Source organism: Sinorhizobium alkalisoli (genome assembly GCF_008932245.1).
Lineage (GTDB): Bacteria > Pseudomonadota > Alphaproteobacteria > Rhizobiales > Rhizobiaceae > Sinorhizobium > Sinorhizobium alkalisoli.
Map to the genome: position 1 here is coordinate 131,597 of NZ_CP034911.1, position 21,680 is coordinate 153,276.

Annotated in this window: 25 protein-coding genes and 1 pseudogene; 13 read left to right on the forward strand and 13 right to left on the reverse strand. The window is 58.5% G+C overall.

Translation table 11 applies throughout. From position 1 onward, the window contains the following. Positions 1-58: 58 nt before the first annotated feature. From EKH55_RS27680 to EKH55_RS27710, 7 genes are all read right to left on the reverse strand, one after another. Entirely contained in the window at positions 59-616 is a 558-nt protein-coding gene (locus EKH55_RS27680; RefSeq protein WP_069456651.1) for a cupin domain-containing protein, read from the reverse strand. Continuing rightward, complete coding sequence (locus EKH55_RS27685; RefSeq protein ID WP_069456652.1) at positions 606-1,280, reverse strand: 4-carboxy-4-hydroxy-2-oxoadipate aldolase/oxaloacetate decarboxylase; 675 nt, start codon at positions 1,278-1,280, stop codon at positions 606-608. Before EKH55_RS27685 ends, EKH55_RS27680 begins: the two co-directional genes overlap by 11 nt. A 207-nt stretch (positions 1,281-1,487) precedes the next feature. Next, complete coding sequence (locus tag EKH55_RS27690; RefSeq protein WP_069456653.1) at positions 1,488-2,729, reverse strand: ABC transporter substrate-binding protein; 1,242 nt, start codon at positions 2,727-2,729, stop codon at positions 1,488-1,490. 1 nt (position 2,730) lies between these two features. Continuing rightward, the gene (locus EKH55_RS27695; protein WP_069456654.1) at positions 2,731-3,741 is read right to left on the reverse strand and encodes a branched-chain amino acid ABC transporter permease; all 1,011 of its coding nucleotides are present in this window, start codon (positions 3,739-3,741) and stop codon (positions 2,731-2,733) included. Continuing rightward, complete coding sequence (locus tag EKH55_RS27700) at positions 3,738-4,619, reverse strand: branched-chain amino acid ABC transporter permease (protein ID WP_069456655.1); 882 nt, start codon at positions 4,617-4,619, stop codon at positions 3,738-3,740. The genes EKH55_RS27695 and EKH55_RS27700 overlap by 4 nt, the downstream gene beginning before the upstream one ends. Before the next feature lies 1 nt (position 4,620). After that, positions 4,621-5,325 (reverse strand): ABC transporter ATP-binding protein, encoded by a 705-nt coding sequence (locus EKH55_RS27705; protein ID WP_069456656.1) that lies wholly within the window; start codon positions 5,323-5,325, stop codon positions 4,621-4,623. Continuing rightward, positions 5,318-6,124 (reverse strand): ABC transporter ATP-binding protein, encoded by an 807-nt coding sequence (locus EKH55_RS27710; protein ID WP_069456657.1) that lies wholly within the window; start codon positions 6,122-6,124, stop codon positions 5,318-5,320. Before EKH55_RS27710 ends, EKH55_RS27705 begins: the two co-directional genes overlap by 8 nt. 350 nt (positions 6,125-6,474) lie before the next feature. Between EKH55_RS27710 and EKH55_RS27715 the strand changes: the two genes are divergently transcribed. Next, on the forward strand, positions 6,475-6,891 hold the full coding sequence (locus EKH55_RS27715) for a DoxX family protein (RefSeq protein ID WP_069456658.1): 417 nt from the start codon (positions 6,475-6,477) through the stop codon (positions 6,889-6,891). 176 nt (positions 6,892-7,067) lie between these two features. Here EKH55_RS27715 and EKH55_RS27720 read toward each other — a convergent pair whose 3' ends face one another. Then, a complete protein-coding gene (locus EKH55_RS27720) occupies positions 7,068-7,670 on the reverse strand; it encodes a TetR/AcrR family transcriptional regulator (protein WP_069456659.1) in 603 nt (200 codons plus the stop codon). Positions 7,671-7,738: 68 nt separating this feature from the next. Beyond that, the gene (locus tag EKH55_RS27725; protein WP_069456660.1) at positions 7,739-8,095 is read right to left on the reverse strand and encodes a DoxX family protein; all 357 of its coding nucleotides are present in this window, start codon (positions 8,093-8,095) and stop codon (positions 7,739-7,741) included. Between the two features lie 364 nt (positions 8,096-8,459). Between EKH55_RS27725 and EKH55_RS27730 the strand changes: the two genes are divergently transcribed. The 5 genes from EKH55_RS27730 (at position 8,460) to EKH55_RS27750 (ending at position 12,657) form a co-directional block, all read left to right on the forward strand. Then, the gene (locus EKH55_RS27730) at positions 8,460-9,572 is read left to right on the forward strand and encodes an S-(hydroxymethyl)glutathione dehydrogenase/class III alcohol dehydrogenase (protein WP_069456661.1); all 1,113 of its coding nucleotides are present in this window, start codon (positions 8,460-8,462) and stop codon (positions 9,570-9,572) included. 186 nt (positions 9,573-9,758) lie between these two features. After that, positions 9,759-10,136, forward strand: a complete 378-nt coding sequence (locus EKH55_RS27735) for a DUF3861 domain-containing protein (RefSeq protein WP_245314448.1) — start codon at positions 9,759-9,761, stop codon at positions 10,134-10,136. 62 nt (positions 10,137-10,198) lie between these two features. Continuing rightward, complete coding sequence (locus tag EKH55_RS27740) at positions 10,199-10,666, forward strand: thiol-disulfide oxidoreductase DCC family protein (protein ID WP_069456662.1); 468 nt, start codon at positions 10,199-10,201, stop codon at positions 10,664-10,666. A 457-nt stretch (positions 10,667-11,123) separates the two neighbouring features. Further along, complete coding sequence (locus tag EKH55_RS27745) at positions 11,124-12,035, forward strand: DNA-processing protein DprA (RefSeq protein WP_151613985.1); 912 nt, start codon at positions 11,124-11,126, stop codon at positions 12,033-12,035. Then, entirely contained in the window at positions 11,998-12,657 is a 660-nt protein-coding gene (locus EKH55_RS27750; protein WP_151613986.1) for a hypothetical protein, read from the forward strand. Before EKH55_RS27745 ends, EKH55_RS27750 begins: the two co-directional genes overlap by 38 nt. A gap of 33 nt (positions 12,658-12,690) precedes the next feature. Here EKH55_RS27750 and EKH55_RS27755 read toward each other — a convergent pair whose 3' ends face one another. Genes EKH55_RS27755 through EKH55_RS27765 form a run of 3 tightly spaced genes read right to left on the reverse strand, consistent with a single transcriptional unit; the run spans position 12,691 to position 15,847 of the window. Then, complete coding sequence (locus EKH55_RS27755; protein WP_151613987.1) at positions 12,691-13,935, reverse strand: phosphoribosyltransferase family protein; 1,245 nt, start codon at positions 13,933-13,935, stop codon at positions 12,691-12,693. 12 nt (positions 13,936-13,947) lie between these two features. Continuing rightward, positions 13,948-14,916, reverse strand: coding sequence for a DNA-processing protein DprA (locus EKH55_RS27760; RefSeq protein ID WP_246232048.1), 969 nt, complete (start codon positions 14,914-14,916; stop codon positions 13,948-13,950). A 10-nt stretch (positions 14,917-14,926) separates the two neighbouring features. Beyond that, a complete protein-coding gene (locus EKH55_RS27765; protein ID WP_246232049.1) occupies positions 14,927-15,847 on the reverse strand; it encodes a S1 family peptidase in 921 nt (306 codons plus the stop codon). A gap of 366 nt (positions 15,848-16,213) precedes the next feature. On the opposite strand from EKH55_RS27765, the gene EKH55_RS27770 reads away from it, so the two are divergent. The 6 genes from EKH55_RS27770 (at position 16,214) to EKH55_RS27795 (ending at position 20,832) form a co-directional block, all read left to right on the forward strand. After that, positions 16,214-16,789 carry an STAS-like domain-containing protein gene (locus tag EKH55_RS27770; protein ID WP_151613988.1) on the forward strand — a complete coding sequence of 192 codons (576 nt, stop codon included), beginning with the start codon at positions 16,214-16,216 and terminating at the stop codon, positions 16,787-16,789. Beyond that, a complete protein-coding gene (locus EKH55_RS27775; protein ID WP_151613989.1) occupies positions 16,789-17,139 on the forward strand; it encodes a hypothetical protein in 351 nt (116 codons plus the stop codon). Before EKH55_RS27770 ends, EKH55_RS27775 begins: the two co-directional genes overlap by 1 nt. A gap of 197 nt (positions 17,140-17,336) precedes the next feature. After that, positions 17,337-18,413: a DUF4417 domain-containing protein gene (locus EKH55_RS27780; RefSeq protein ID WP_151613990.1), complete on the forward strand. Its 1,077-nt coding sequence runs from the start codon at positions 17,337-17,339 to the stop codon at positions 18,411-18,413. Between the two features lie 12 nt (positions 18,414-18,425). Next, positions 18,426-19,325 (forward strand): hypothetical protein, encoded by a 900-nt coding sequence (locus tag EKH55_RS27785; protein WP_151613991.1) that lies wholly within the window; start codon positions 18,426-18,428, stop codon positions 19,323-19,325. Then, positions 19,310-19,909: a hypothetical protein gene (locus tag EKH55_RS27790; RefSeq protein WP_151613992.1), complete on the forward strand. Its 600-nt coding sequence runs from the start codon at positions 19,310-19,312 to the stop codon at positions 19,907-19,909. Before EKH55_RS27785 ends, EKH55_RS27790 begins: the two co-directional genes overlap by 16 nt. 2 nt (positions 19,910-19,911) lie before the next feature. Beyond that, positions 19,912-20,832: a Kiwa anti-phage protein KwaB-like domain-containing protein gene (locus EKH55_RS27795; protein WP_151613993.1), complete on the forward strand. Its 921-nt coding sequence runs from the start codon at positions 19,912-19,914 to the stop codon at positions 20,830-20,832. Between the two features lie 125 nt (positions 20,833-20,957). Here the strand turns inward: EKH55_RS27795 and EKH55_RS27800 are convergent. Beyond that, positions 20,958-21,233: pseudogene (locus EKH55_RS27800) on the reverse strand (helix-turn-helix domain-containing protein); the annotation flags it as partial. A gap of 38 nt (positions 21,234-21,271) precedes the next feature. Between EKH55_RS27800 and EKH55_RS27805 the strand changes: the two are divergent. Then, on the forward strand, positions 21,272-21,649 hold the full coding sequence (locus EKH55_RS27805) for a PIN domain-containing protein (RefSeq protein WP_151613994.1): 378 nt from the start codon (positions 21,272-21,274) through the stop codon (positions 21,647-21,649). Positions 21,650-21,680 lie beyond the last annotated feature (31 nt).

The following is a 21,680-nucleotide window of genomic DNA, read 5'->3' on the forward strand; positions in this document are numbered from 1 at the left end:
CGCGTGTATTGCACAGGTTCATGGTTTCCGGTTGGTCTTCCGCTCGAGCAGGCGAAGCTCAGGAGCGGGCCGCTCCGATCAGGACGAAGGCCATCGTGGCCGGCGACGTTCCCTTGTTCCGCCAGGCATGGCGCGTGCCGCACTGGATCGCGACATCGCCCTGCGTGAGATGCACCTCAGCTCCATCATCGAGCTCAAGCCAGATCTCGCCGTCGAGCACGATGTCGTAGTCGATGGAGTCCGTCGTGTGCATGCCGGGATTTTCGCGCTCGAAGAGCTCTGCAAGCCCGGGCAGGTGCATGCGCTGCTCCGCATCGGCCGCGGCCGGATCGAAGGACGGGTCGGCCATCACCGAATCCGGCGGGAAACGAACGACCATCAGACGCGTCTCGCCGATCGCGGGCGTGATCACGATTCCGGGCAAAGCGGGGTCGGAACCGTCCACCGGCAGCTCCGCATGGGGCTGCGTCGCCCAGCAAACGGAGGTCATGAAACCCGGAATCGATTCATGCAGATGCGCGTTGGGCACCGGACCGTCGCTGACGAAAATGGAGCGGCCGTCCCTGATGCCGGTAACGACCCGCCGCGGCAGGTCTGCTTTTTCGTCAATCGACATAAACGAGACCCTCTTCAAGCAGCTTCGCCCGCATGCCGTTGACATCGAGGCTGAGCTCGCCCGCTGCATAGCGCTGGCGCTTCTCCTCCTCCATCCGCTCGCGCTGCCGCCCCTTTTCGAGGACCCTTGCCGCATTCCCGGCCGGGACGACACATACGCCATCGTCATCGGCAATGATGACATCGCCGGGATTGACGAGGCAGCCGGCACAGACGATCGGAATCTGAACATTGGCCAAGGTCTCCTTTACGGTGCCCTGGGCGAAAATCGATTTCGACCAGACCGGGAATTGCATTTCAGTAAGCGTCGCGACGTCGCGAGCGCCGGCGTCGATGACAAGCCCGCGGATGCCGAGCGCCTTGGCAGAGGTGGCGAGGAGATCACCGAAATAGCCGTCGTCGCAGGGCGAGGTCGGCGAAACCACGAGTATGTCGCCGGGGCGAGCCTCACCGAGCGCCACATGGATCATCCAATTGTCGCCGGGGGCGACCTCGCAGGTCAGCGCGTTGCCGGATATTTTCGCAGGTCGGTAGATGGGGCGCATATATGGAGCAAGCAGGCCCCTTCTGCCTTGCGCCTCATGAACGGTTGCAACACCGAGCTCGCCGAGACCGCGCACGATGGCGTCATCGGTTCGCACTATATTCCTCATCACCTTCGCCATGACGCCCCTCCCGCGGCAAGCCATCTCCGGCGACCCCACCCGAAAGAGCTTCAATCGGTCGCCATCACCATTTCAAGATACTATGTAGTATTCCAATTCCAGAAAGAATGTCAATACCAAATCGTATGACAGCCCCCTTACAGACACCAGCATCAGACGCAAAAAGGGGCGCTGCTGCGCCCCTTCAAAGTGACAGCCGTTCCCGGATCAATGTGTCGGCGTTTTCCCTTCGAACGAGAGCATCGAGCCGATCGGCTGGTACACGGTTCCGTCGAACTGAAAGAGTTGTAGCGATTCGATCGGATAGACGTCCTCGCCACTCCTGGTGTTCAAGGTGATGCCGGGCAGTAGAAGATCCAACTCGACGCCCTGAAGGTTTCGGGCGGCCTCCATCATCGCCTCGCGGCTCGGCTGCTTCATCGATTCGAGCACCTTGACCAGTGCATCTCCGGTCACATACCCGACCTGGCCGAGCGCGTCGTCGATGGCGAAACTTGCCTTCGCCGCCTCGTGATCGGCGATGTAGCGCGTGATTCCCTTGTCGTCCCCCGGTGCGGCTGCACTGACTTGCTTCAGATACTGACTCGTTATCACGCCCTTCGCATTTTCGAGACCTGCCGGCTTCAGCGAAGCGACGGAAGCTGCGATGTTCGAGACGAGAGTGGTTGGCTTCCAGCCACTCTCCGCGGCGAAGCGCACGGCCTCCGCACCCTGCTTCGGCCCGGTGATCACCACCAGTGTATCGGCGCCGGATGCCTTCAGCGTCGAGAGCTGCGTTTCGACGGTCGGGTCGGCCGATGTCACGGGCTGGGCCGCGACGATCGTGATACTGGACATGCTGATCGCGTCCTCGAGGGCCTTCTGGAAGGTCTGCCCTGTCTCGGTGTTCAGATAAAGCAGCGCGATCTTTGCCTCGGGCTTGGTCTCGAGCAGATAACGCGCGAAAGCAGCGGCCTCCGTCGTGAAGGACGGAACGAGCCCGATCTCCCATTCGGGCCCGGCAAGCTCGTGGACGCCCGAGTACATGAAGAGGTTCGGGACTCCGCGTTGCGTCATGTACCGGCCGATCGCCTGGTTGTTGGGCGTCCCCGCCGTAGCAAGCACGGCAAACACCTCCTCGCGCTCGACAAGCTTGCGGACATTCGTGAGCGTGCGCTGCGGATCAAGCCCGTCATCCTCCACGACAAGGTCGATTTTGCGCGTCTTGCCGTCACCCATCTTCACGCCGCCTGCGGCATTGATCGCGTCGACCTTCGTCCTGACGCCCCCCGAGATCGCGCCGAGCGCGGCAACCGGACCGGTCAAAGGTCCCGATATTCCGATCCGGACGGCATCGTCCGTGATACCCGGGGCCTCGCTCTCCTGCGCCTGCGCAGCGCCGGCAATGAGCCCTGTCAGGGCGATCACCTGTAGCATGCTGTAAGCACCTCTCAAAACGCCTCTCGGCATGTCATTCTCCTCCCAATTGACCGGGCAACGCGCCCGGCATCCGTGAAAAAACCTTGAACCTGAAAATGCCAGGAATGGCCGCAGTGAGCCTGTCGAGCCGCAAGCCGGCGATGCCCTGGCGGGCAACCATCATCATGGCGATCAGGCAAAGGCCGTAGATCAGTCCGCCCAGGGCGGGACTGACGTCTGTGGTGAAGCCCGGCACGAAGACGATGAAGACGGCCCCGACGAACGAACCGGCAATGCTGGTGATGCCGCCGACGATGCCACCGATCAGGATGTCGATCGATTTCATCGGCAGGAAGGACTGCGGGCTGATGAAGCCGTTCAGGATACAGAAGAGTCCGCCGCCCAGCCCGGCGAGCGCCGAGCTTACGGCAAAGGCCGCAAGCCGGCCTTTGGTCAGGTTGACACCAAGAGCCTCGGCGATCACCGGATTGTCGCGTAGCGCCCGCATCAGGCGTCCCGTATCGCCCTGCATCAGCCGGCTAATCACCAGGATCGAAGCAGCGGCGCAGATCAGCGACAGGCCGTAGAGCCATGCCTCCTGGCTGCCGGGAAACCATTCGGGGGCGAACGGCTGGTCAGTCGCAAGGCCGGTGACGCCACCGGTCAAACTGTCCATCTTCAATAGCAGCTGCGGAAATGCCGCCGCCACGCCGAAGGTGATGATCGCCAGCTGCAGCCCCTGCAGCCTCAGGGCGGGCAGGCCGATAAGCACACCGACCGAACCGGCGGTAATGGCCGACACGGGCAGCGTCACCACCGGATCCCAGCCGAAGTTGACGTTGAGAATGGCCGTCGTATAGGCGCCGACCCCGAAAAGCGCACCCTGCGCCAGACAGATCTGCCCCGTGAAGCCGAGGAGCAGGTTCAGGCCGAGGATCGCGATGCCGTAGGCGATGGCAATGCTGATCTCGAACAGCAGGAAGTCGGGAACGAAGAGAGGCAAAGCGAGGGCAGCAACCCCGACAAGACCCGCGGAGACAAATCGTAGAAGATGCGTTCTCATAGCTTGACCACCGTGCGAGTACCAAAAAGGCCGATCGGCCGAACGAGCAGGACGACGAGAGCGACGATGATCGGGATCACGACGCGCAGATCGGCACCGATGAACGGCAGGAAAGCCGCGCCGACACTTTCGACCACGCCAACGATCAGGCCGCCGATCATGGCGCCAAGCGGACTATCCCAGCCGCCAAGGGTGGCCGACGCGAGGGCGTAGAGAAGGATCGGCATCATCATCGTCGGGCTCAGGAACAGTCGCGGCCCGACAAGCAGGGCTGCAATGAAGCCGATCATCGCGGCGAAGCCCCAGCCGAGCATCAGCATCCGTTCGACCGGGATACCGACAAGAAGGCTCTTCTCGCCGTCATAGGCGGAGGCGCGCATCGCGAGGCCCAGCCGCGTGAAGCGGAAGACAGCCCCGATGGCAAGCGCCAGACCGAGAAGGACGGCAAGCGTGCCGACGGCGCTCGCCGTCACGCGTATGCCGAGAACGTCCCAGCCGAGATTCGGGAACAGCGAGGGAAACGCGCGCTGGTCCGAGCCCCAGAGCCACAAGCAGAGCGCCTGGAAGACCACGAACAATCCGAGCGTGACCACCACGACGGCCTCGACCGGCGCGCGCGATACCGGCCTGATGACGAAACGGAAGACGATTATCCCGAGCAGGAAGGCCAGGGGGGTGACGACGAGGAACGAAATCATCATCGGCACGCCCCATTCGCAGAGCTGCCACGCGCAATAGGCCGAGAATGTCGCCATCTCGCCCTGCCCGAAATTCACGATGCGGGTCGCGCGAAAGATCAGAACGAGTGCCAATGCCAATGAGGCATAAATTGCGCCCGAAGCGAGTCCGTCGACGGTCAGTTGGAAGAACAATGCCATCTCACACCCCCAGATAGGATTGCTGTACGGCCTCATTGCCAAGCAGATCCCGCGCCGTGCCGCTGACAGTGATGGCTCCGGACTCGAGCACGTAGGCGCGATGCGCGAATTGCAGCGTCAAGTCGGCGTTCTGCTCGACGACCAGCAGCGTCATGCCGTGCTCCCGATTGAGCGTCTTGAAGATTTCGAAGATCTCTTGGGTGATTGCCGGCGCCAGCCCGAGCGAAGGTTCGTCGCACATCAACAGCTTCGGCCGCGACATCAGCGCCCGGGCGAGCGCCAGCATCTGTTGCTCGCCGCCGCTGAGGCTGCCGGCCTGCTGCCGCCGACGCTCGGCGAGGCGCGGAAAAGCCGTGTACCACCGCTCCATGTCTTGAGCGATCTGTCGCCTGTCACCGATCGTATAGGCGCCAGCCGCAAGGTTGTCCTCGACCGTGAACTCTCCGAAGGTTCCGCGGCCCTGCGGTATGTGCGCAAGGCCAATTGCCACCCTTTGTCCTGCATTGCATTTCCCGAGGTCCTGACCGCGGAAATCGATGGTTCCGCGAGCCGGCATCAGCCCGGACAGGGCTCTGAGAATGGTCGTCTTGCCGGCGCCGTTTGAACCGAGCAGCGCCACGATGGTGCCTTGCTCGACGGAAAAGTCGACGCCATGAAGAACATCGGCGGCGCCGTAACCCGCCGAAAGGCCCTGCACCTTAAGCATTGTCCCGTGTCCTCCCGAGATAGGCATCGATGACTGCCGGATTGGCCCTCACTTCTGCCGGCGTCCCGCTCGCCAGATTGCGACCGAGGTGGAAGACCTCGATGCGATCGCAAAGGCGCATGACGAGCCCCATGTGATGCTCGATCAGCACGATCGTCACCCCATGGTGATCGCGGACGCGGGACACGAGCTCGCCGAATTCGGCGACTTCGCTGTGCGTGAGGCCGCCGGCCGGCTCGTCGAGCAGCAATATCGTGGGGCGCGAGGCAAGCGCGCGAGCGATTTCCATACGCTTTTGCGTCGCATAGGGCAGCGAGCCCGCTGCTTCTTCGGCAACGCCGGAGAGATCGAGCTCGTCGAGGATTGCCCGGCAATTCTGCTCGATCTCGCTTTCCCGGCGACGGGTCAGACCGGGTCGAAGAATGGCCCCTAAGAAGCTGCCGCCGGTCACATGGTGAGCGCCGAGCATGACGTTTTCGAGTACCGTCATACCGCCATAGATGCCGAGGTTCTGAAAGGTGCGCGCAATGCCCAGGCGAATGATCTGCCGGGCGGGAACGGTTTCGATCCCTCGACCGCAAAGCCGGATGGAACCCGCGGTCACCGCGCTCAGCCGGGTAATGGAGTTGAACAACGTGGTCTTGCCGGCGCCGTTCGGTCCGATCAGGCCACATATCTCGCCGGTATTGACGCTAAGCGAGACGCCTTTGAGCGCATGAATGCCGCCAAAGCGGACGTCGACATTTTCGACGGAAAGCACCGGGCCATTGCCACCGGCAGCCTGCAGATCCACAGCCATCCTATCCTCCCTGGGGCTGTTCCTTCGCTCCTGGAACTATCGGCGCCGTTTCTCCTCGCGGCTGCTTGACAATCCTCAAGATACCACAAAGTATCTGAAATCCTATTGGTATGTCAATGCCCACTTTGAAGTGTAGGGACATCCAGCGGATGCAGTGATGGGAGGCGGCCATTGGCGGATGCTCGCATGGCACCTGCGACGCCGGTGAACCGTTCGGAGGGGAGTTGGAAAATGATCAGGTCCATGCAGCTCGTCCGCTCACCGCCACCTTCGCGCAACCCCACTACGCCAATGGTCCGCCGGATGGTCCGGACGGTAGTTGGCGACCCACCCGAACAGGAGCTACATTGATGATCGACCCACGTACCGCCCCCTACGCCATACTCATACTGCGCGTGGCACTCGGGCTACTTTTCCTCGCCCATGCCGGCCTGAAAGCGTTCGTCTTCACGCCGGCGGGTACCGCACAATTCTTCGCCAGCCTGGGCCTGCCGGCTGCCCTCGCCTATTTGACAATTGCCCTCGAGATCGTGGGGGGCCTCGCCCTCGTCGCTGGCTTCTTCGCGCGTCTTGCTGCGCTGGCACTTATCCCGGTGTTGCTCGGCGCGATCATGACGGTCCATGCCGCGGCTGGCTTCTTCTTCACCAACCCGAATGGCGGCTGGGAGTTTCCGGCACTTTGGATCGTCGGTCTGGCCGCGGTCGTTCTCGCGGGCGATGGCGCGCTTGCAATACGCCCCACGTTCAGCAGCAATGCACGCGGCTGATCGATCGTTGGACCCGCGTCACCCGGTGGCGCGGGTCCATTCGCGCTCGCATTCACCCCACCATCAGTGTGTATCGATCGGGAAAAGTGCCCGGCGGGATCAGCGTCGACTTGCGCCCACTCGATGTTCGCGGCAGGTCGGAGAGATTGGCCCCACAAATGAAGAAGCAAGGCCGCTCAGGACACGTTTTCCTTAGCACCATAGGCATCGTACATCGAAGTCAAGGCGACTTTCACGAGTTCGCCGACCGTCGGCCCCTTGGTGAAACTCGAAGCTGCGCCGTAGGTGAGTTCGAAGACAATCCCGCCGAGTGCCGTCGGGCCGGCGGGCGCCTTGCCTTCCGGAAAAAGCCGCAGCAGGATCTTGCCGAGACCCTCCCATTGGGCGCGAAACAGGTTCGAATGGCGCTCGCCAAACGTTGCGTTTCGCCTGGCGTGGCGAAAAAGCTCCAATGCCAGCATCCCCCAGCTCGGATCCGTAGAACGCTCCTGCGACCAGTTGCTGAGAGTGTCAATCAACAGGCGGCCGTCGGTTATGGGGCCGAGGAGCTCTTCAAGCTCGGTCACGTCTTCACCGGCATGCGTCTCGAGCAGGTAGAGGAACAGGTCTTCCTTGCCATTGAAATTGGAGTAGAAGGCACCCTTGCTGAACCCCGCCTCCTCGGCGATGCGTTCGACCGTTGCGCCCTCGTATCCTTCGCGGGCGACAACCTCGCGCGCGGACGCCAGCAACTTTGCTTTCGTCCGCGCCTGGCTCTGTTCGCGTGTCAATCGCGCCAAGATTACTCTCCCTGATTGCTATGGCACTCGGATACCCTCCAGTATCTTGAAAACGCCCGAGCGTCAAATCAAAGCACGGTCAGGACGCAGGTTGCCGACCAGAACACCATGAATTCCGGTCCCTGCTTCTGCCACCGCCAGTTCCATCCATTTATCCGAACGACGGCATAGCTGGCGCCAAGAAGAACGGCGGCGGCCAGGCCCGCGGCAAGCTGCGGTAAGATGTTGAAAACCAGTCCGGTGCCAGCAATCAGCTCCACGATGATCGTAATGATCACGAATGCACCAGGCGGATGGAACCCGGCCTTGGCAAATGTTGCCGAGGCAGGCCCGACATTGCGCATCTTGCCGATGCAATGGGGAAGGAACCACAGGCCGCACAGCACCCGGAGGATTGAGCTCGGCTCGACGAGGAGGAGATCCATTGCCAGGCCCTCCTATGCAGCTTCGGGCGCTTCGATCAGGCGCTTGCCGCCACTCGCTGCTGTCGTATCGCGCATCTGACGAGACTCTGGCGGGGCGAGGACTCCAACTGAGGGGACCGGTATCTTCACTTCAGCCCGCGAATCTCGCTGCGGCTGAGCTCCAGCGACGTCAAACATTCAAACCTCCCGATATCTTCTCGTTTAAAGCCTGATCTCGCTCGCCCGGCGGCGTGCGCCTCTCGCGAGCCGATCTTGTGAACAACACCTCGAAACTGTGTCTTGCAATTTCGGATACCACTTAGTATCTACAAACCAATGCGAACGTCAATGCCGCCAGACGGCTTGCACCGAGGGAGGGTTCCATATGAAATCGCGCGCGGCGGTCGCCTGGGCGGCCAACAAACTTCTGTCGATCGAGACGATCGATATCGGCGGCCCCAAGGCAGGGGAGGTTCTCATCGAGATCATGGCGACAGGCGTCTGCCACACGGATGCCTACACGCTGTCTGGCCTCGATTCGGAGGGCAAGTTCCCGGCGATCCTCGGCCACGAAGGAGCCGGCATCGTCAGGGAGGTGGGGCCTGGCGTCACCTCACTCAAGCCCGGCGACCATGTCATTCCGCTCTACACGCCTGAGTGCCGCGAATGCAAAACCTGCCTGTCGCGACGGTCCAACCTCTGCACGTCAATTCGCGCGACGCAGGGCCAAGGGCTCATGCCGGACAGGACCACCCGCTTCTCCTGCGACGGCGGCGAAGTCTTCCACTACATGGGCTGCTCGACCTTTTCGAATTACACGGTCCTGCCCGAGATCGCGGTCGCCAAGGTGCGCGAGGACGCCCCCTTCGACAAGATCTGCTACATCGGCTGCGGGGTGACGACCGGGATCGGGGCGGTGATTTACACGGCGAAGGTCTGGCCGGGTGCGAATGTCGCGGTTTTCGGCCTGGGCGGCATCGGCCTCAACGTCATCCAGGGCGCGCGCATGGTCGGCGCCGACCGGATCATCGGCGTCGACCTCAACCCGGCCAAGGTGGAAATGGCGCGCCGCTTCGGCATGACCGACTTCGTCAATCCGAACGAGGTCGGTGCCGACAAGGTCGTAGAGGCGATTCAGGATCTGACCGGCGGCGGCGTGGATTTTTCCTTCGATGCCACGGGCAACACGAATGTCATGCGCCAGGCGCTCGAATGTTGCCATCGCGGCTGGGGCGAGTCGATCATCATCGGCGTTGCCGAAGCCGGCAAGGAGATCTCGACGCGGCCGTTTCAGCTGGTTACCGGGCGCGTATGGAAGGGAACGGCCTTCGGTGGTGCCCGTGGCCGGACCGACGTTCCGCAGATCGTCGACTGGTACATGGACGGCAAGATCAACATCGACGACCTCATTACCCACACCATGCCTCTCGACGAAATCAATACCGCCTTCGATCTGATGCACGAAGGCAAGTCGATCCGATCCGTCGTTCTCTTCTGAAGAAGAAAGCCGCAAAGCGTTCATCGAAACGCGCCGGCGGCAGCGCTGCAACAACGAGGAAGCCATGACATATCCTAGCTCGCTTCACCCCCTTACCGACCAGGGCGTCCAGGACGGCGGCCAGATCCAAGGCGGCGCAGCATAACTGAGCAGACCATCGGCCCTGCTCGCCTAAAGGCAGACGGTTTGGTCGGTCGGACGCTGGACGACAATCAATCGCCGCCAACCATCCAAGCACAGCAGCCAACCACGGGAATGATCATGGCTTCTTCCGGCTACACCTATGAGATATCGCTGAAGCTTGTTCGTGCACGCGACGGCAGCGTTCCGACCGACCCAGCGTCGCTTACCTTCGAACACGTCAGCCATGATGACATTCTCGGCATTGTCGAACGCATGCGCAACGGTTCCGGCCTCGATTCGAGTGCGTCTGCCGCCGTGGCTGTCGGAACAAAATTGCTCGGCGAAGTCATGATAAGGGATAAGAAGAACCCCTTGTTTGATCCCCTGCGCGCCGGGCTCCACGAGTTTATCACCTCGTTGAAGCAGAAGACTGCAACATAAGTGCCGGCGATTGTTGTGGCGACGAACGACTCGAGGGATGACAGGCGAAGACAGCGGCCTCGATGACCGACTACAGTTACAGAAACGATCCCGCCGTGCCTCCTTTCCCTGATGACAAGCCCGTCTTCGTCTTCGACGGCCAATGCGGGTTTTGCTCGGCTTGGGTCCAATTTGCGTTGAAGCGCGACAGGCGCCGAAGATATCGCTTCCTGGCCGCACAATCGGAGATCGGTGCAGCACTCTATCGCCACTACGGCCTTGACGAGCGTTTGCACGAGACCAGCCTTTTCCTGGAAAACGGCCGACCGTATCTGCGCGTGAACGGCATCATTCGGCTGCTAGCCGGTCTTGGCTTCCCCTGGACGGCATGCCACGCTCTCGGTCTTATTCCACGGCTATGGGCAGACGCGCTCTATGATCATATCGCGCGTAATCGCTATAGAATTGCAAGGACATCGCCCTCCTGTTCCCTCCCCAATCCAGCGGACGCCGATCGATTTATGTCGCCCGTGGCCCGCAACAACCGTTGAGCATGACGGGTTGGCGACGTTGACTCCCGTGGCCAGCGTCCAAGGAGCGCGAGTTCGCTCCGTATCGTTGGAGCAGCCTCTGCCGTCGGCGGTCTTGAACGGAAACGAACCGTCGACCCCGTGATCCCATGCCGGAAAATTTCCTTTAGCGTTGGCCGCGTTGGAAAGGATTACGCGAGACAACGGAGGCGGCTTGAACCTTTTTTCGAACTCGTGAAGGTGCATCCCATCCTTGCATAAACGAATTTTCCAGCTTCGCTGTAGGAAGCGTTGATCTGATCGAGGATCCGCAGCAAGGGCGCGTGCCGTGCGCGATTGGCTCTCACTTCTGCGAGATCATTATTGATGTTCACTATATGTTCCCATATAAGATGTTGAGAAGACGCCGGGGTGCTGGGATTAAGCTTGACGCATCCTTGCAATGGCATGTGAATGAAAATGGATACGGATGGGTAGAATGAAGCAGGCGACACTTTGGAACGTCAAAAACGACGTGGGACCTTTATTTGATCCTATCGATGCCGCGCTCGAACTCGGCGCGTATGAGGCTTTATGGACTGAACACAATGCGAGCTTCAAATCGCTGGCTGAGAAGTTCGCAGAATCTCCTGACGCGCGACCATCTGATTTTATCCCCCCGGAACAAGCGAGGTTGGTTGCAAGTCGGGTGATCGACAAACTCCGCGGTCCCGGCGGTGCGCGTTTTGACGTGCGTGTCAGAGGTGAGCTCGAATATCCGCAGCGATTGCGGGAAGCCACTCACCCTGTGGAGCTTCTTTATTTCCAAGGCCGATGGGAGTTAATCGCCAACCGATCGGTTGCCGTCGTGGGAACGAGAAAGCCAACTGCAGAGGGTAAAATCCGAACCCGGCAACTCGTCAAAAAACTTGTGGAGGATCATTTCACAATTGTTTCTGGCCTTGCCGAAGGCGTCGATACCGAAGCTCACAACGCTGCGATCGCAGCTGGGGGTGAGACGATCGCCGTTATCGGAACTCCTTTGAACCATGTTTACCCGAAATCGAACGCGCTCCTTCAAGAGACTATCGCGCGAGAGCACCTCCTGATCAGCCAAGTTCCGCTTGAGCGTTACGAGGCCCAGAACTTCCGGGTGAACCGGTTCTTTTTCCCTGAGCGAAACAAAACAATGTCGGCCCTTACCGAGGCAACCATCATAGTAGAAGCCGGGGAAACGTCTGGGACGCTTGTGCAGGCGCGAGAGGCTCTCAAGCAGAAACGGAAGCTATTCATTCTAAACAGCTGCTTCGAGCGATCGGACCTCACGTGGCCGAAGCGTTTTGAAGCCGAAGGAGCCATAAGAGTGCGGGAATATGACGACATTAGACGCGAGTTGGTCAGCTCGTCTTAGGGTCGTCGGCGAGCTTGAGCGCCCCGATCATTTCTATCTCGATGATACCGATACATGTGCTTATTTCGGCACCTACACGCCACGGGCAGGTTTCGCGCACAGTTACACAAATCAGATCATCAGCAACCTCAAGAAGAGCCCATCCGTTCGAAACACCGGACAATGGCAGTATAAGCAGCGCGCTATTGCGACTGTCGGAGCCGCCATTGCTCAGAACGTCAACGCTGCGAGTTGGCAGAACACAGTCTTTGTTCCGATTCCTCCATCGAAACGACGGGATTCACCAGACTATGACGACCGGATGATACGTGTCGCTCAAGCGATGGGGCACAATGCTGATGTACGCGAGTTGCTCTATACCGCAGTGGAACGAGAAGCTAGGCATACAAAGACCGATCGGCGTGACCGCGATGCGCTCCGAGCCTCGCTGGCAATCGATCCTCGTTTCACCTCCAATCCCCGTCAGCAGGTCGTTCTGCTCGATGACGTGTTGACTACGGGATGTAGCTTCAAAGTTTGCAAGGAGATGATTGTCGAGATCTGGCCCGCGTCTTCGGTCATCGGCGTATTCGTGGCTCGTCGAGTACCGACAAATCCTTTTTCTGCACTCGATTTGGAATAGTCGGAGGCGGGTCAGCTTTTCTTCCATCCATCTCTATGGCCAGTCCCACGCAGAGTATCGTTTGAAAGCGTCAGCGACCTGCTCCGGCGCCTTGGGATTTCGTATTTGCGCACCGTTGGAAAAGACGCTTACTTGCGTCGTTGCGCTGACGTAGGGCTTGTAGGGGTCCTTGAGTTCAGGAGTCATGCCGGTCAGGGCACGGTAATGGTTTCCTCCAGGCGTTTTCAGCCAAGACGCACAGATGACGTTGGCCCCCGTCGCCCTAACGAACGCTCGGGCCGCCTCGAGGGAAAAACCCTCCGTTAGGATGTCGTCCACGACCAAGACCGTCTTGCCTGGCTTAAGTGGGCTGGCTTTATATCGGCCGCCGAGTTGTCCTGTCTTCAAGGGATCGCGGCGAAGCCTGATCGTCGACAGCTGATTTCCGTGGTCTAGCGTAATGCCCTGCTGACGCGCAGCCTGAGACTTTTGCGCGGGAGCATGGCGTTCCACGAGATCGACTAAATAGCTTGCACGCAGTGTATCGGCCACAATCTTGAGAGCGTTCGATAGCACCTTCTGCGTGGAACTGGGATGGTGGCCTGGATACGGCGCGACGTAGTTGATGACCCTTCCCAATCCAGAGAAATAGAGGCGTGCGCCCATCAAGCGGCCCCAGAACCGCAAATCGCCCTTGTTGAATTTCACAGCCTGCTTCGCATCCGTCGAATAGGCACCAGCCGTTGGATAGGACTTGGAATACTCAGCGAGCGGGGCGATGGAATAGACCTTCAGGTCGTCTTTCTCGATCGCCCAAAACCAGTCGCCAATTGACAGGCAACAACAATCGATAAAGCGAGCGATGTCCTTTGGTGATTCAAATTCAAACCCGTAAGCGCTATTTTGCGCGTGCCAGCGGGCGTTGAGAAACATGAGTTTACCGTTTCTGGCTGCGATCATGTCCTCCTTCGTCGAGCCAATATAGATCGCCTCCTCCGGCTGCCAGTTTTGTGTTTGCAACACATGATCCATCGCACCGGCAAACTGTTTCATCGGCATATCGTGACCACCGCGATAGTAAGGAATCGTATGCCCAATGGCCTCGCTCAGGATATCTGGGATTTGACGCTTGGACCCAGTCTCAATCCAACTGCTGTTGCTGACAATCACAGGCGAGACATTCCTGGCCGTCAAAAACCTCAGCAATTTGATGGTCTCGTCCATTAACAGCGGATCGATGCTTCCCTCGACAACGAGGGTATCGCGCAGAGAAAAAATCGCGCCTTTCAAGGTGTACATTTAGGTGTCTCGCTAAAGAAAACTGGCCTGGCGATATAGATGATCATCGCGCAAGGATCGCTCGACGAAGGCACGGAATGCTTCATCCTGACCCGGCACTGTGAACACTTGTCGGGGGCCTTGCCCCCCCGGAAGACTTATCTGTCGATGATCCCATGTGGGCAGCCGCAGACCAGCGATCGCCCTGCCGAGTCCTGCCGCGTAGCGGACTGTATGCGCCGTCCCACTGCGTTCCTTCCACTCGACAGGGATGAGCGCTCTCGCTAGCGCAGCTTGCAACCTGTTGCGTCGGACAAAGTTCATCGCGCTGTAGCTTTCACCCGGCAGATATTCAGTGATAACGGCGCCACCGCTCTCAACTATCTTCTTTCGAAGCGGCCCAATGTTCTTTGGATAGTCAGCGGTTATTCCTGTTCCCAGAACCGCAATTGTGGGCACTTTTGCGGTCAAGCTGGCGTTGTGGATGGCTTGATCAATCCCCAATGCGAGCCCACTGACTGTAGGGTGACCCCAGTGTTTCAAAGTCAACCCGACATATTCCGCGAGCCACAGCCCGTCAGGAGATGGATCGCGCGTTCCGACGATCGCAATCGATGGCGCGCTGAGGATCTCTGCATTGCCTTGTACGAAAAGCCAGTGCGGCGGATCGTCGAGATGAAGCAGGGTGCGCGGGTAGCATTTATCGGATCGGAAAGCGATCCGGATTTTGCTTGCCTCGAAAACAGCTCTCAGCTGGTCGACGGATTCAGCAAGGGCCTTCCTTATCCCATCCCAATCGGCATTCGAGGTACTGGGAAGGCGCGCGCCTTTCGATTTGAGTAGCTCGGACAGCTCCTCTCCCTGAGAATAAAAAACCGATTGAAATGATAGTTTCGACTCTGCGATCTGCCAGAGCGTATGGAAGCCTACACCCTTCATCATCGCCAAAGAGAGGAACGCTATTTTCTCGCTGGTCAAATCCGGTTGATTGTCCACTTGCACCCTATTAGCCTCATTCTGTGATGCCGGAGGGCATGGCCGCCTGCGCAGCTTGCCGCGCTTCCAGATCTTCGCGCGCCATAGCAATCGTTTCCGCGACAGTCGGCGGCAGCTGACATTGCGGTGTCAGTTTATGCTGCTCCAAAACTTCATGCAGCGCCTCAATGCTCAATATAGTGAAAAAACCCGGCTCAGATTTTCCGAGCTGCTCCAAGCTCTCAATCACCATGCCTAGAACGAAGCCGCGTTCGTGAAAGACGGGGCCACCGCTGAAGCCACCGCGTGGGGGTCCCGACACTACGAAGCGGACGTAACGGTCGCGATACGTGTCCACGACGCCATTGACTTCCACAGTGGCAGCAAGTTGGATTGGATCCTTGGCGGTCGGCACTGGCGGATATCCAAAGACGATACCCTTCGTGAGCAGCCAATCGGCATCGACAATCCAATCGTCGTAGTGAAATCCCAACGCCATCGATGGAGTATTTCTGTCAATTCCGCCCATTACGAAGACAGCGACGTCAATCGCGTCATCCTCGTGAAAAAACGGACCCCGAAGGATGTGCGGATTCTCGTGCCGCATGGACCAGATGGGGATTTCGCCATTAAGCATTCCTCCGGTTCGGGCTTCTTCGATCAATTCATCTCTGAAGATCCAGCCCCTGCTATAAGGAACGACCGAAAGGACTTCATTATCCTCCAATACGTGCCGAGCCGTAAGGTACACGCCCTCTCCGACGTGAAAGGCCGTCCCAATTCCCTCGTCACCTGAGGGCAATTTGACCACCACGGCAGCGCAAGCCAACGCACCAACTCTTAGGATCAATCGTTGAAAATCCTCAGACCACTCAGCGCGTCGCTCCGCCTCTTCGGAGGTCATTGGCCTTGGCCGGCCCCCTTCCGGCCATTTGTCTGTCGCGAGCGGTTCATTCATATTGCTACAATCCACTCATTGAGAATTAGAGACCCGATCTCACCGCACTTGGGCTGTGTCCTATTTTACTCTCTCAAAGAGTATCCTGGGTGGCAATGTCGCTGAGGACGAGATGTGTAAAATGAACCACAGAATTAGCTCTGCGAAACTGGCCCCTCGAAGCGAGGAGCAATCATGCATTTGCTTTACGCAGACGGTGAGCTTGTCACCCCGTCCCTGAAGAGATGGTTCTTGCTGTTGATCCTCGGTCGGATATGCGACGCTAGACAACCAGCGGCCGCGACCAGGTGTGGAGCTTGTCTTTAAGACTTCCTTAATCAACGGTCTTGACGGAGGCCAATCACCTCACTATCTTCATTTTACCAAATGAAGGAAGTGAAAGTGCATATTTCGATATTCGACCTGGCTGGCGGCAAGAGCATACTGACGGGCAGTTTGCCCGGTAGGAAGGTGCTGGCAGATCTCATCGCAGCAGTTCAGCCCGAAGCGAGCGGCGAGATCGTCTTTCTTGACTTCGCGGGCATCGAAGTGGCGACGTCCTCATTTCTGCGCGAATGCGTCGTTGGTTTTCGCGACTTCGCCCGAGGCCAGGCGAACCTTTATCCCGTCCTCGTGAACGCAGGCGCCTTGGTCGTTGAGGAACTGGATTTCTTTGCGCGGCAACGAGGCGACGTTTTTTGGTCATGCACCCGGGATCACGATGGTGCTCTGGCTGATATCAAGCTGGTGGGCGAGCTTGAGCCCGCCCTTCGCACGACCTTTGAACGCATCTATCGCCTTGGGGAAGCAACTGCGCCTCAGCTCGCGGCGCTCGGTGAAGATCAGGGAATTAAACCTACTGCTTGGAACAACCGCCTCGCGTCGCTAGCGGCAAAGGGCCTTGTTGTTGAACGCCGTGTTGGCAAGACGAAGAACTTTGTGCCGCTGTTGGAGGTTGGCTGATGGGTCTTGATTACATACGCAGCAATACCGGTAAGCCGTGGAAAAAGCGCTGGAATGGCGGCCTTGATCGTCTGAAGAGACCAACGCTATTCGACCTTTCGATCACGGAGACAAGCCACAGCGTAACGGTCGAACTGGCTCCGGGCACGCGTCTCAACCTTGGCGATACCTGCATCGTTGAGCGCGGCAGCGATGACTTTGCGGTAACAAAGGGGCTCCACCCGGTCGGCCGTATTCGCAACCCCAGCAGTGAAATTTCAGCGGCCGTCATAGCGGGCAAGGGCTTCATCGAGGCTCGCGTGACGCACGTTGGGCTTTTTGGCGATACGGCGGAGGTAAATTTTGCATGAGCGTACGTCCTGCCCATGAACCGTCACGCACATTTCGGCAGCCACAGCGACTTTGGGATGATCCCGCCGTTCATACCCCAGCATTGGGCTGCCGCGGATGCAAAGACTTCGGCATCTGCGGAGGGCTTCACACGGACGCCGGGATTTTTCTCGATTGCCATGACTTGTGCACCTGCTCTGACAAGTCGAAGTGCGACATGGTTTGCCGCTTCAATCCGACCCATTTCGTTGCGCGGATGCGCGAAATCGACGGTCTTGACCTGGGCACATTGCCACGTCTTGAAGAACTGCCGCTACCTAGCCTGCCGCCCATCGTGCCGCTCATTCATCACAAATACAGCCGATCCATACCGCTAAACGAGGCGGTCGTCGCCATCCCCCTCTGCGAACTTGTCGATTTGGGAAGCGGACAGTTGCACGTTCGCACACGGGACGAACTATCGGCGCGATTTCTGGTGCCAGCCGAGGCTGCGATAATCGTGAGCGGGGTAGACAAGGACCACATCATCGAGCGCTGGTGGGAATTAGACAACCGCCCTGTGCTAATCGCGCAACTTCGCAAACTTGGAATCACGATGGTGACGGCGCCGAACTACAGCGTTCTCACTGACGTACCAAGAACAGACAATCTCCACGCCATGAAGCGCATTTTTATGGTTTGGAGCGAATTTGCCGCGGCAGGTTTGCCCGCGGCGCTCCATGTGAATGCGCGTACCGAGCACGATTATAAGCGCTGGGCCGAGCTTATCCGGGAACGCCCTGAGATCGGCGTGGTTGCCTTTGAATTCGCGACCGGCTGTGGCCGCGGCGAACGCATCACCTTCCATACTTCGCAGCTGATGTTGCTTGCCCGCCGGGTTGGCCGGCCGCTCGATATGGTCGTCCGCGGTGGGCTCCACATCCTGCCGCAGCTGACGCAAGCATTCCGCCGAGTAACGCTCCTTGAAACCCAATCGTTTTCACGAACGCAGCGCCGGCGCCGCGCGTACCTCAACGAGGCAGGGCGCTTGCACTGGGCGCCGTCACCGACGGAAGTGGGGGCACCCCTCGACGAGCTTCTGGCTCATAACGTCAAGGTCATGCGCATGGCGATGGAAATGGCGATGCAAGAGCCGTCAAAGCCGATGCGGTTTGTTCAGCGCACGAAAGGTGTCGCACCGAACCGAAATGATGAAGCCGGGCAGATCAGCTTTTTTGACAATGCTCAGCTTGCCATTCGGGCTCAAGTTGTCACCACTAAGCGTGAGGACATGATCCCCGCTGCGAAAGCGTAGGTCACCGTTCTCATGCGCCAGCGCACGAAAAAGCTGACCGATCCCATAGCCATGTCCCGATTGGCGCCCGAACCTCGAGGCGCCGTCGGATATGGCTTCACGCAGCGCTTGGCCAGAATGCTCAAGTTGTGTGAACTCGGCGTTTTGTCTGAGGCTTGCCAGAACACCCATTCCAGCATCGGCAACAACAAACTCAAACGCATCGCCACTTACTGCATAGGCGGCAAGCCCGGTGTCAATCCGGCCGCTATGGGTATAGACGTTGTCCTGGAGCTCCCCCAGCGCACCAAGAAGACCTTCAACAAGTCTTCGCGGAATATCGCGCGCGGCTGCGGCATTCTCCGCGCGTTTGGCCCATTGATCCCAGAGCGACTGATCGTCGGATTGAGGGTCGTGACGGAACAGGGGGAAAACGCCCGCGACGTCATTAATCCCGTTACCGGTAATGGTGCCGTGATCCAGTGCTTGATCCACCATCCCGACGAAACGCGCTTCGAACGCCACGGCTCGATATGCGTCTGGCAAGAGGCGGCGAGCCATGGCCAGTTCAATCAGAGGACCAATTCTTCCCGATTTTCGGATGCGGATGTCCCCGGCTTGTGGAAGTCGGCCAGAGACAGCCTGCCAAAGCAGATCATCAGCATTCTCAAAGCTGCCCTCAATGTCACGTGCCGCCTGCATGCCGTCCTTGCAAATCCCCCAATGCTCTTTTCCGCAACGCAACACAATCCCGACCCCCATGCCACCACTGGCGACACCGGACGTGCCCTTGACCGGCTATCGGATAGGATGAATCAGTCGACGTTAATACAATATTGGCGCGAAAATGCCGCATGCGCTACAGGAAAGGGCCAAAACACCCGATTTTATTGCGGAAGAAATGAGGAGGGTGCCGTATGCAACTTCGCCTGATTAGCGCGATATTCATCTTCGTCGGTTCGTACCTGCCCCTCAGCCTTATTCTGCTTGCGCAGAACGTCGATTACACGCGCCTGAATCAAGCAATATGTTGGAAGTTCTGGGAGCAGGGATGCTCGCTGCCGCTGAATAACCCGGGCTTTGCACTTGGAATTTTTGGGGCCTGCATTCTGTGTTTCATCGTCACGCTGGTTGCCCTGACGCTCGTCCAGCCGAAGCACGAAATTCAACTGACAGAAGTGAAGCACGTGCCGGCCGATCTCATGAACTACACATTGCCGTACGTCGTGTCTTTCATGAGCATCGACTATCAAGAGACAGGGAAGTTCGTAGGCTTTCTGATCTTCCTGGGCTGGATGTTTTGGATCACATATCGTTCGGGGCAAATCATTCTGAACCCGATCCTGATCGCGTTTGGGTGGCGGCTTTATGATCTCTCGTACCGATTCGTCGGGGATGCGACGGATCATACCAGCAATGCGCTCGTCTACGGTGCGGTCGCGACCGGCGAGCGTCATCGGCAGGTTGCCATCCAAGATATTCTCATCGTTAAGCCCACTCGCAACATGGATGATTGAAAATGGCTGTACCGCAAGCATTTACGGATTTCGATATCAATGCAGCGACCGTCGCTCTCTGGGTCTTCAAGAAATCATTTCGGCCGGGAGCGGCACCTGTTTTCACAGGGCGCTGGGTGCAAACAGACGAGGCACTCGATGGCGCCCTAAAGGAAGCGGTCATTCAAGAGCGGGCTCGAATTCTTGAAGTCAATGAATACGGCCTGCTGGCTCAAAATAACGAGGATAGCGCGCTTCGGATCGATGGCCTGCTCACACACGCCGGGCTGCTGACGGCACAGATGGCTGCGGAGATTGCCACAAAGAAAGTGCGCAATTTGAAAGATGTTCAAAACAGTGATTTTTACGCCATCAAACTCGTTAGCGGTGATTCTATCCTCTACGCGGTTCGAAAAACGGACGCGTCATGGAAGTCGAAAAAAGCAGTCAATTATCTGACAGTTCTCTTTGACGACGATGAGCTAACGCTACAAGAGTCACCGAGCTTTTCAGTGTCTCGGCATGTCGACTTTTTTATTTTCGAGGACGACGTGCTGATGACGAATAAAGCGGCTTTCGAATCGGTCCTGAGTTATAAGCAGGCTCACGCCGACGACTTTATCGCCTTGCAGGCGGAGCAAGATTTTTCTTCCTTGTTTTCCAGCATCGCCCCTCTAGTCACTTTTGTGGGAACGAATAAGCTTCATCTGCGGCGGGTATGCGCTATTAGACAGAAAGGCCACTACCGGAACGCGGCATTCATGAATAGATTGAGACAGACACACCAGCAATTCGGATTATTACTAATTTTCGATGCGCAAGGTCGAATTGACCCCACCGAAGAGTCATGTGTAGACATCATCCGCGCGTTTCTGGACCACCGCCTAACATCGCCATTCTCTGAAAACGTCTACGACGTTCCGGATACAACCCCGGTTCACTGAGTGGTGTGCTGCTTGAAGTAGCGACATTGTTGCGATCTGCAATTTCGCAGTTATGCGATTTGTCCGGGGCGCTGGCGGCCCCTATCCAAAACCACATCTCGAAACCGAGTAGCCGGATTGGTGATCTACGTCACTCCCCATGCCCGAAACCTCCCCATCCCGGTCATCTCGCGCAGGCCGAGTTCCAAAACGATCCGCCGCGCCGCCTGCGGCGTGACGTCGAGCGTCTTGGCTACCATTCCGGCCGACACCAGTGGCTTCGCCATGACGAGCTCGACCAACTCCGGCAGCTTCGAAGACGTTCGTCTCCCCGCCAATTTGCGTTCCATCATCTGCCGAGCCAACGTCAGCCGGTCATGTTCTTTCATGCCGATCTCGGCGGCCGCCAATAACCCATGGGCTCCCGTATATCCGTATATCAACGGCTACGCGTGACCGGATGAAAGCCGTCCTGCAGGAGGCGGATGTGGCGGACTATCGCCCGTTAATCGCAAAGCTCGAACTACCTGATCCTGACGATCGGCATGTTCTCGCAGCCGCCATTGCAGAGAAAGCCTCCGTTATCGTCACCTGGAACCTCAAGGACTTTCCAGCAAGACACCTCCTCCCCCACGGCGTGGCCAGCCAGTCGCCGGATGATTTCCTGACCGATCTCCATGCGGCGTCTCCCGATGCGCTCATATCCAGCGTCAGATGTGCGCGACATAATCTGCGCAAGACAACGCCATCGGTTGAGGCGTTCGTCGACGCGCTGCAGCAAGGCGGGTTGAAGAAGTTCTCGGGCGTTCTTCGCCGGAACATCGCCGCACTGAAGTGAGCCGGCGTCATCCATGCAGAGATCGATAACC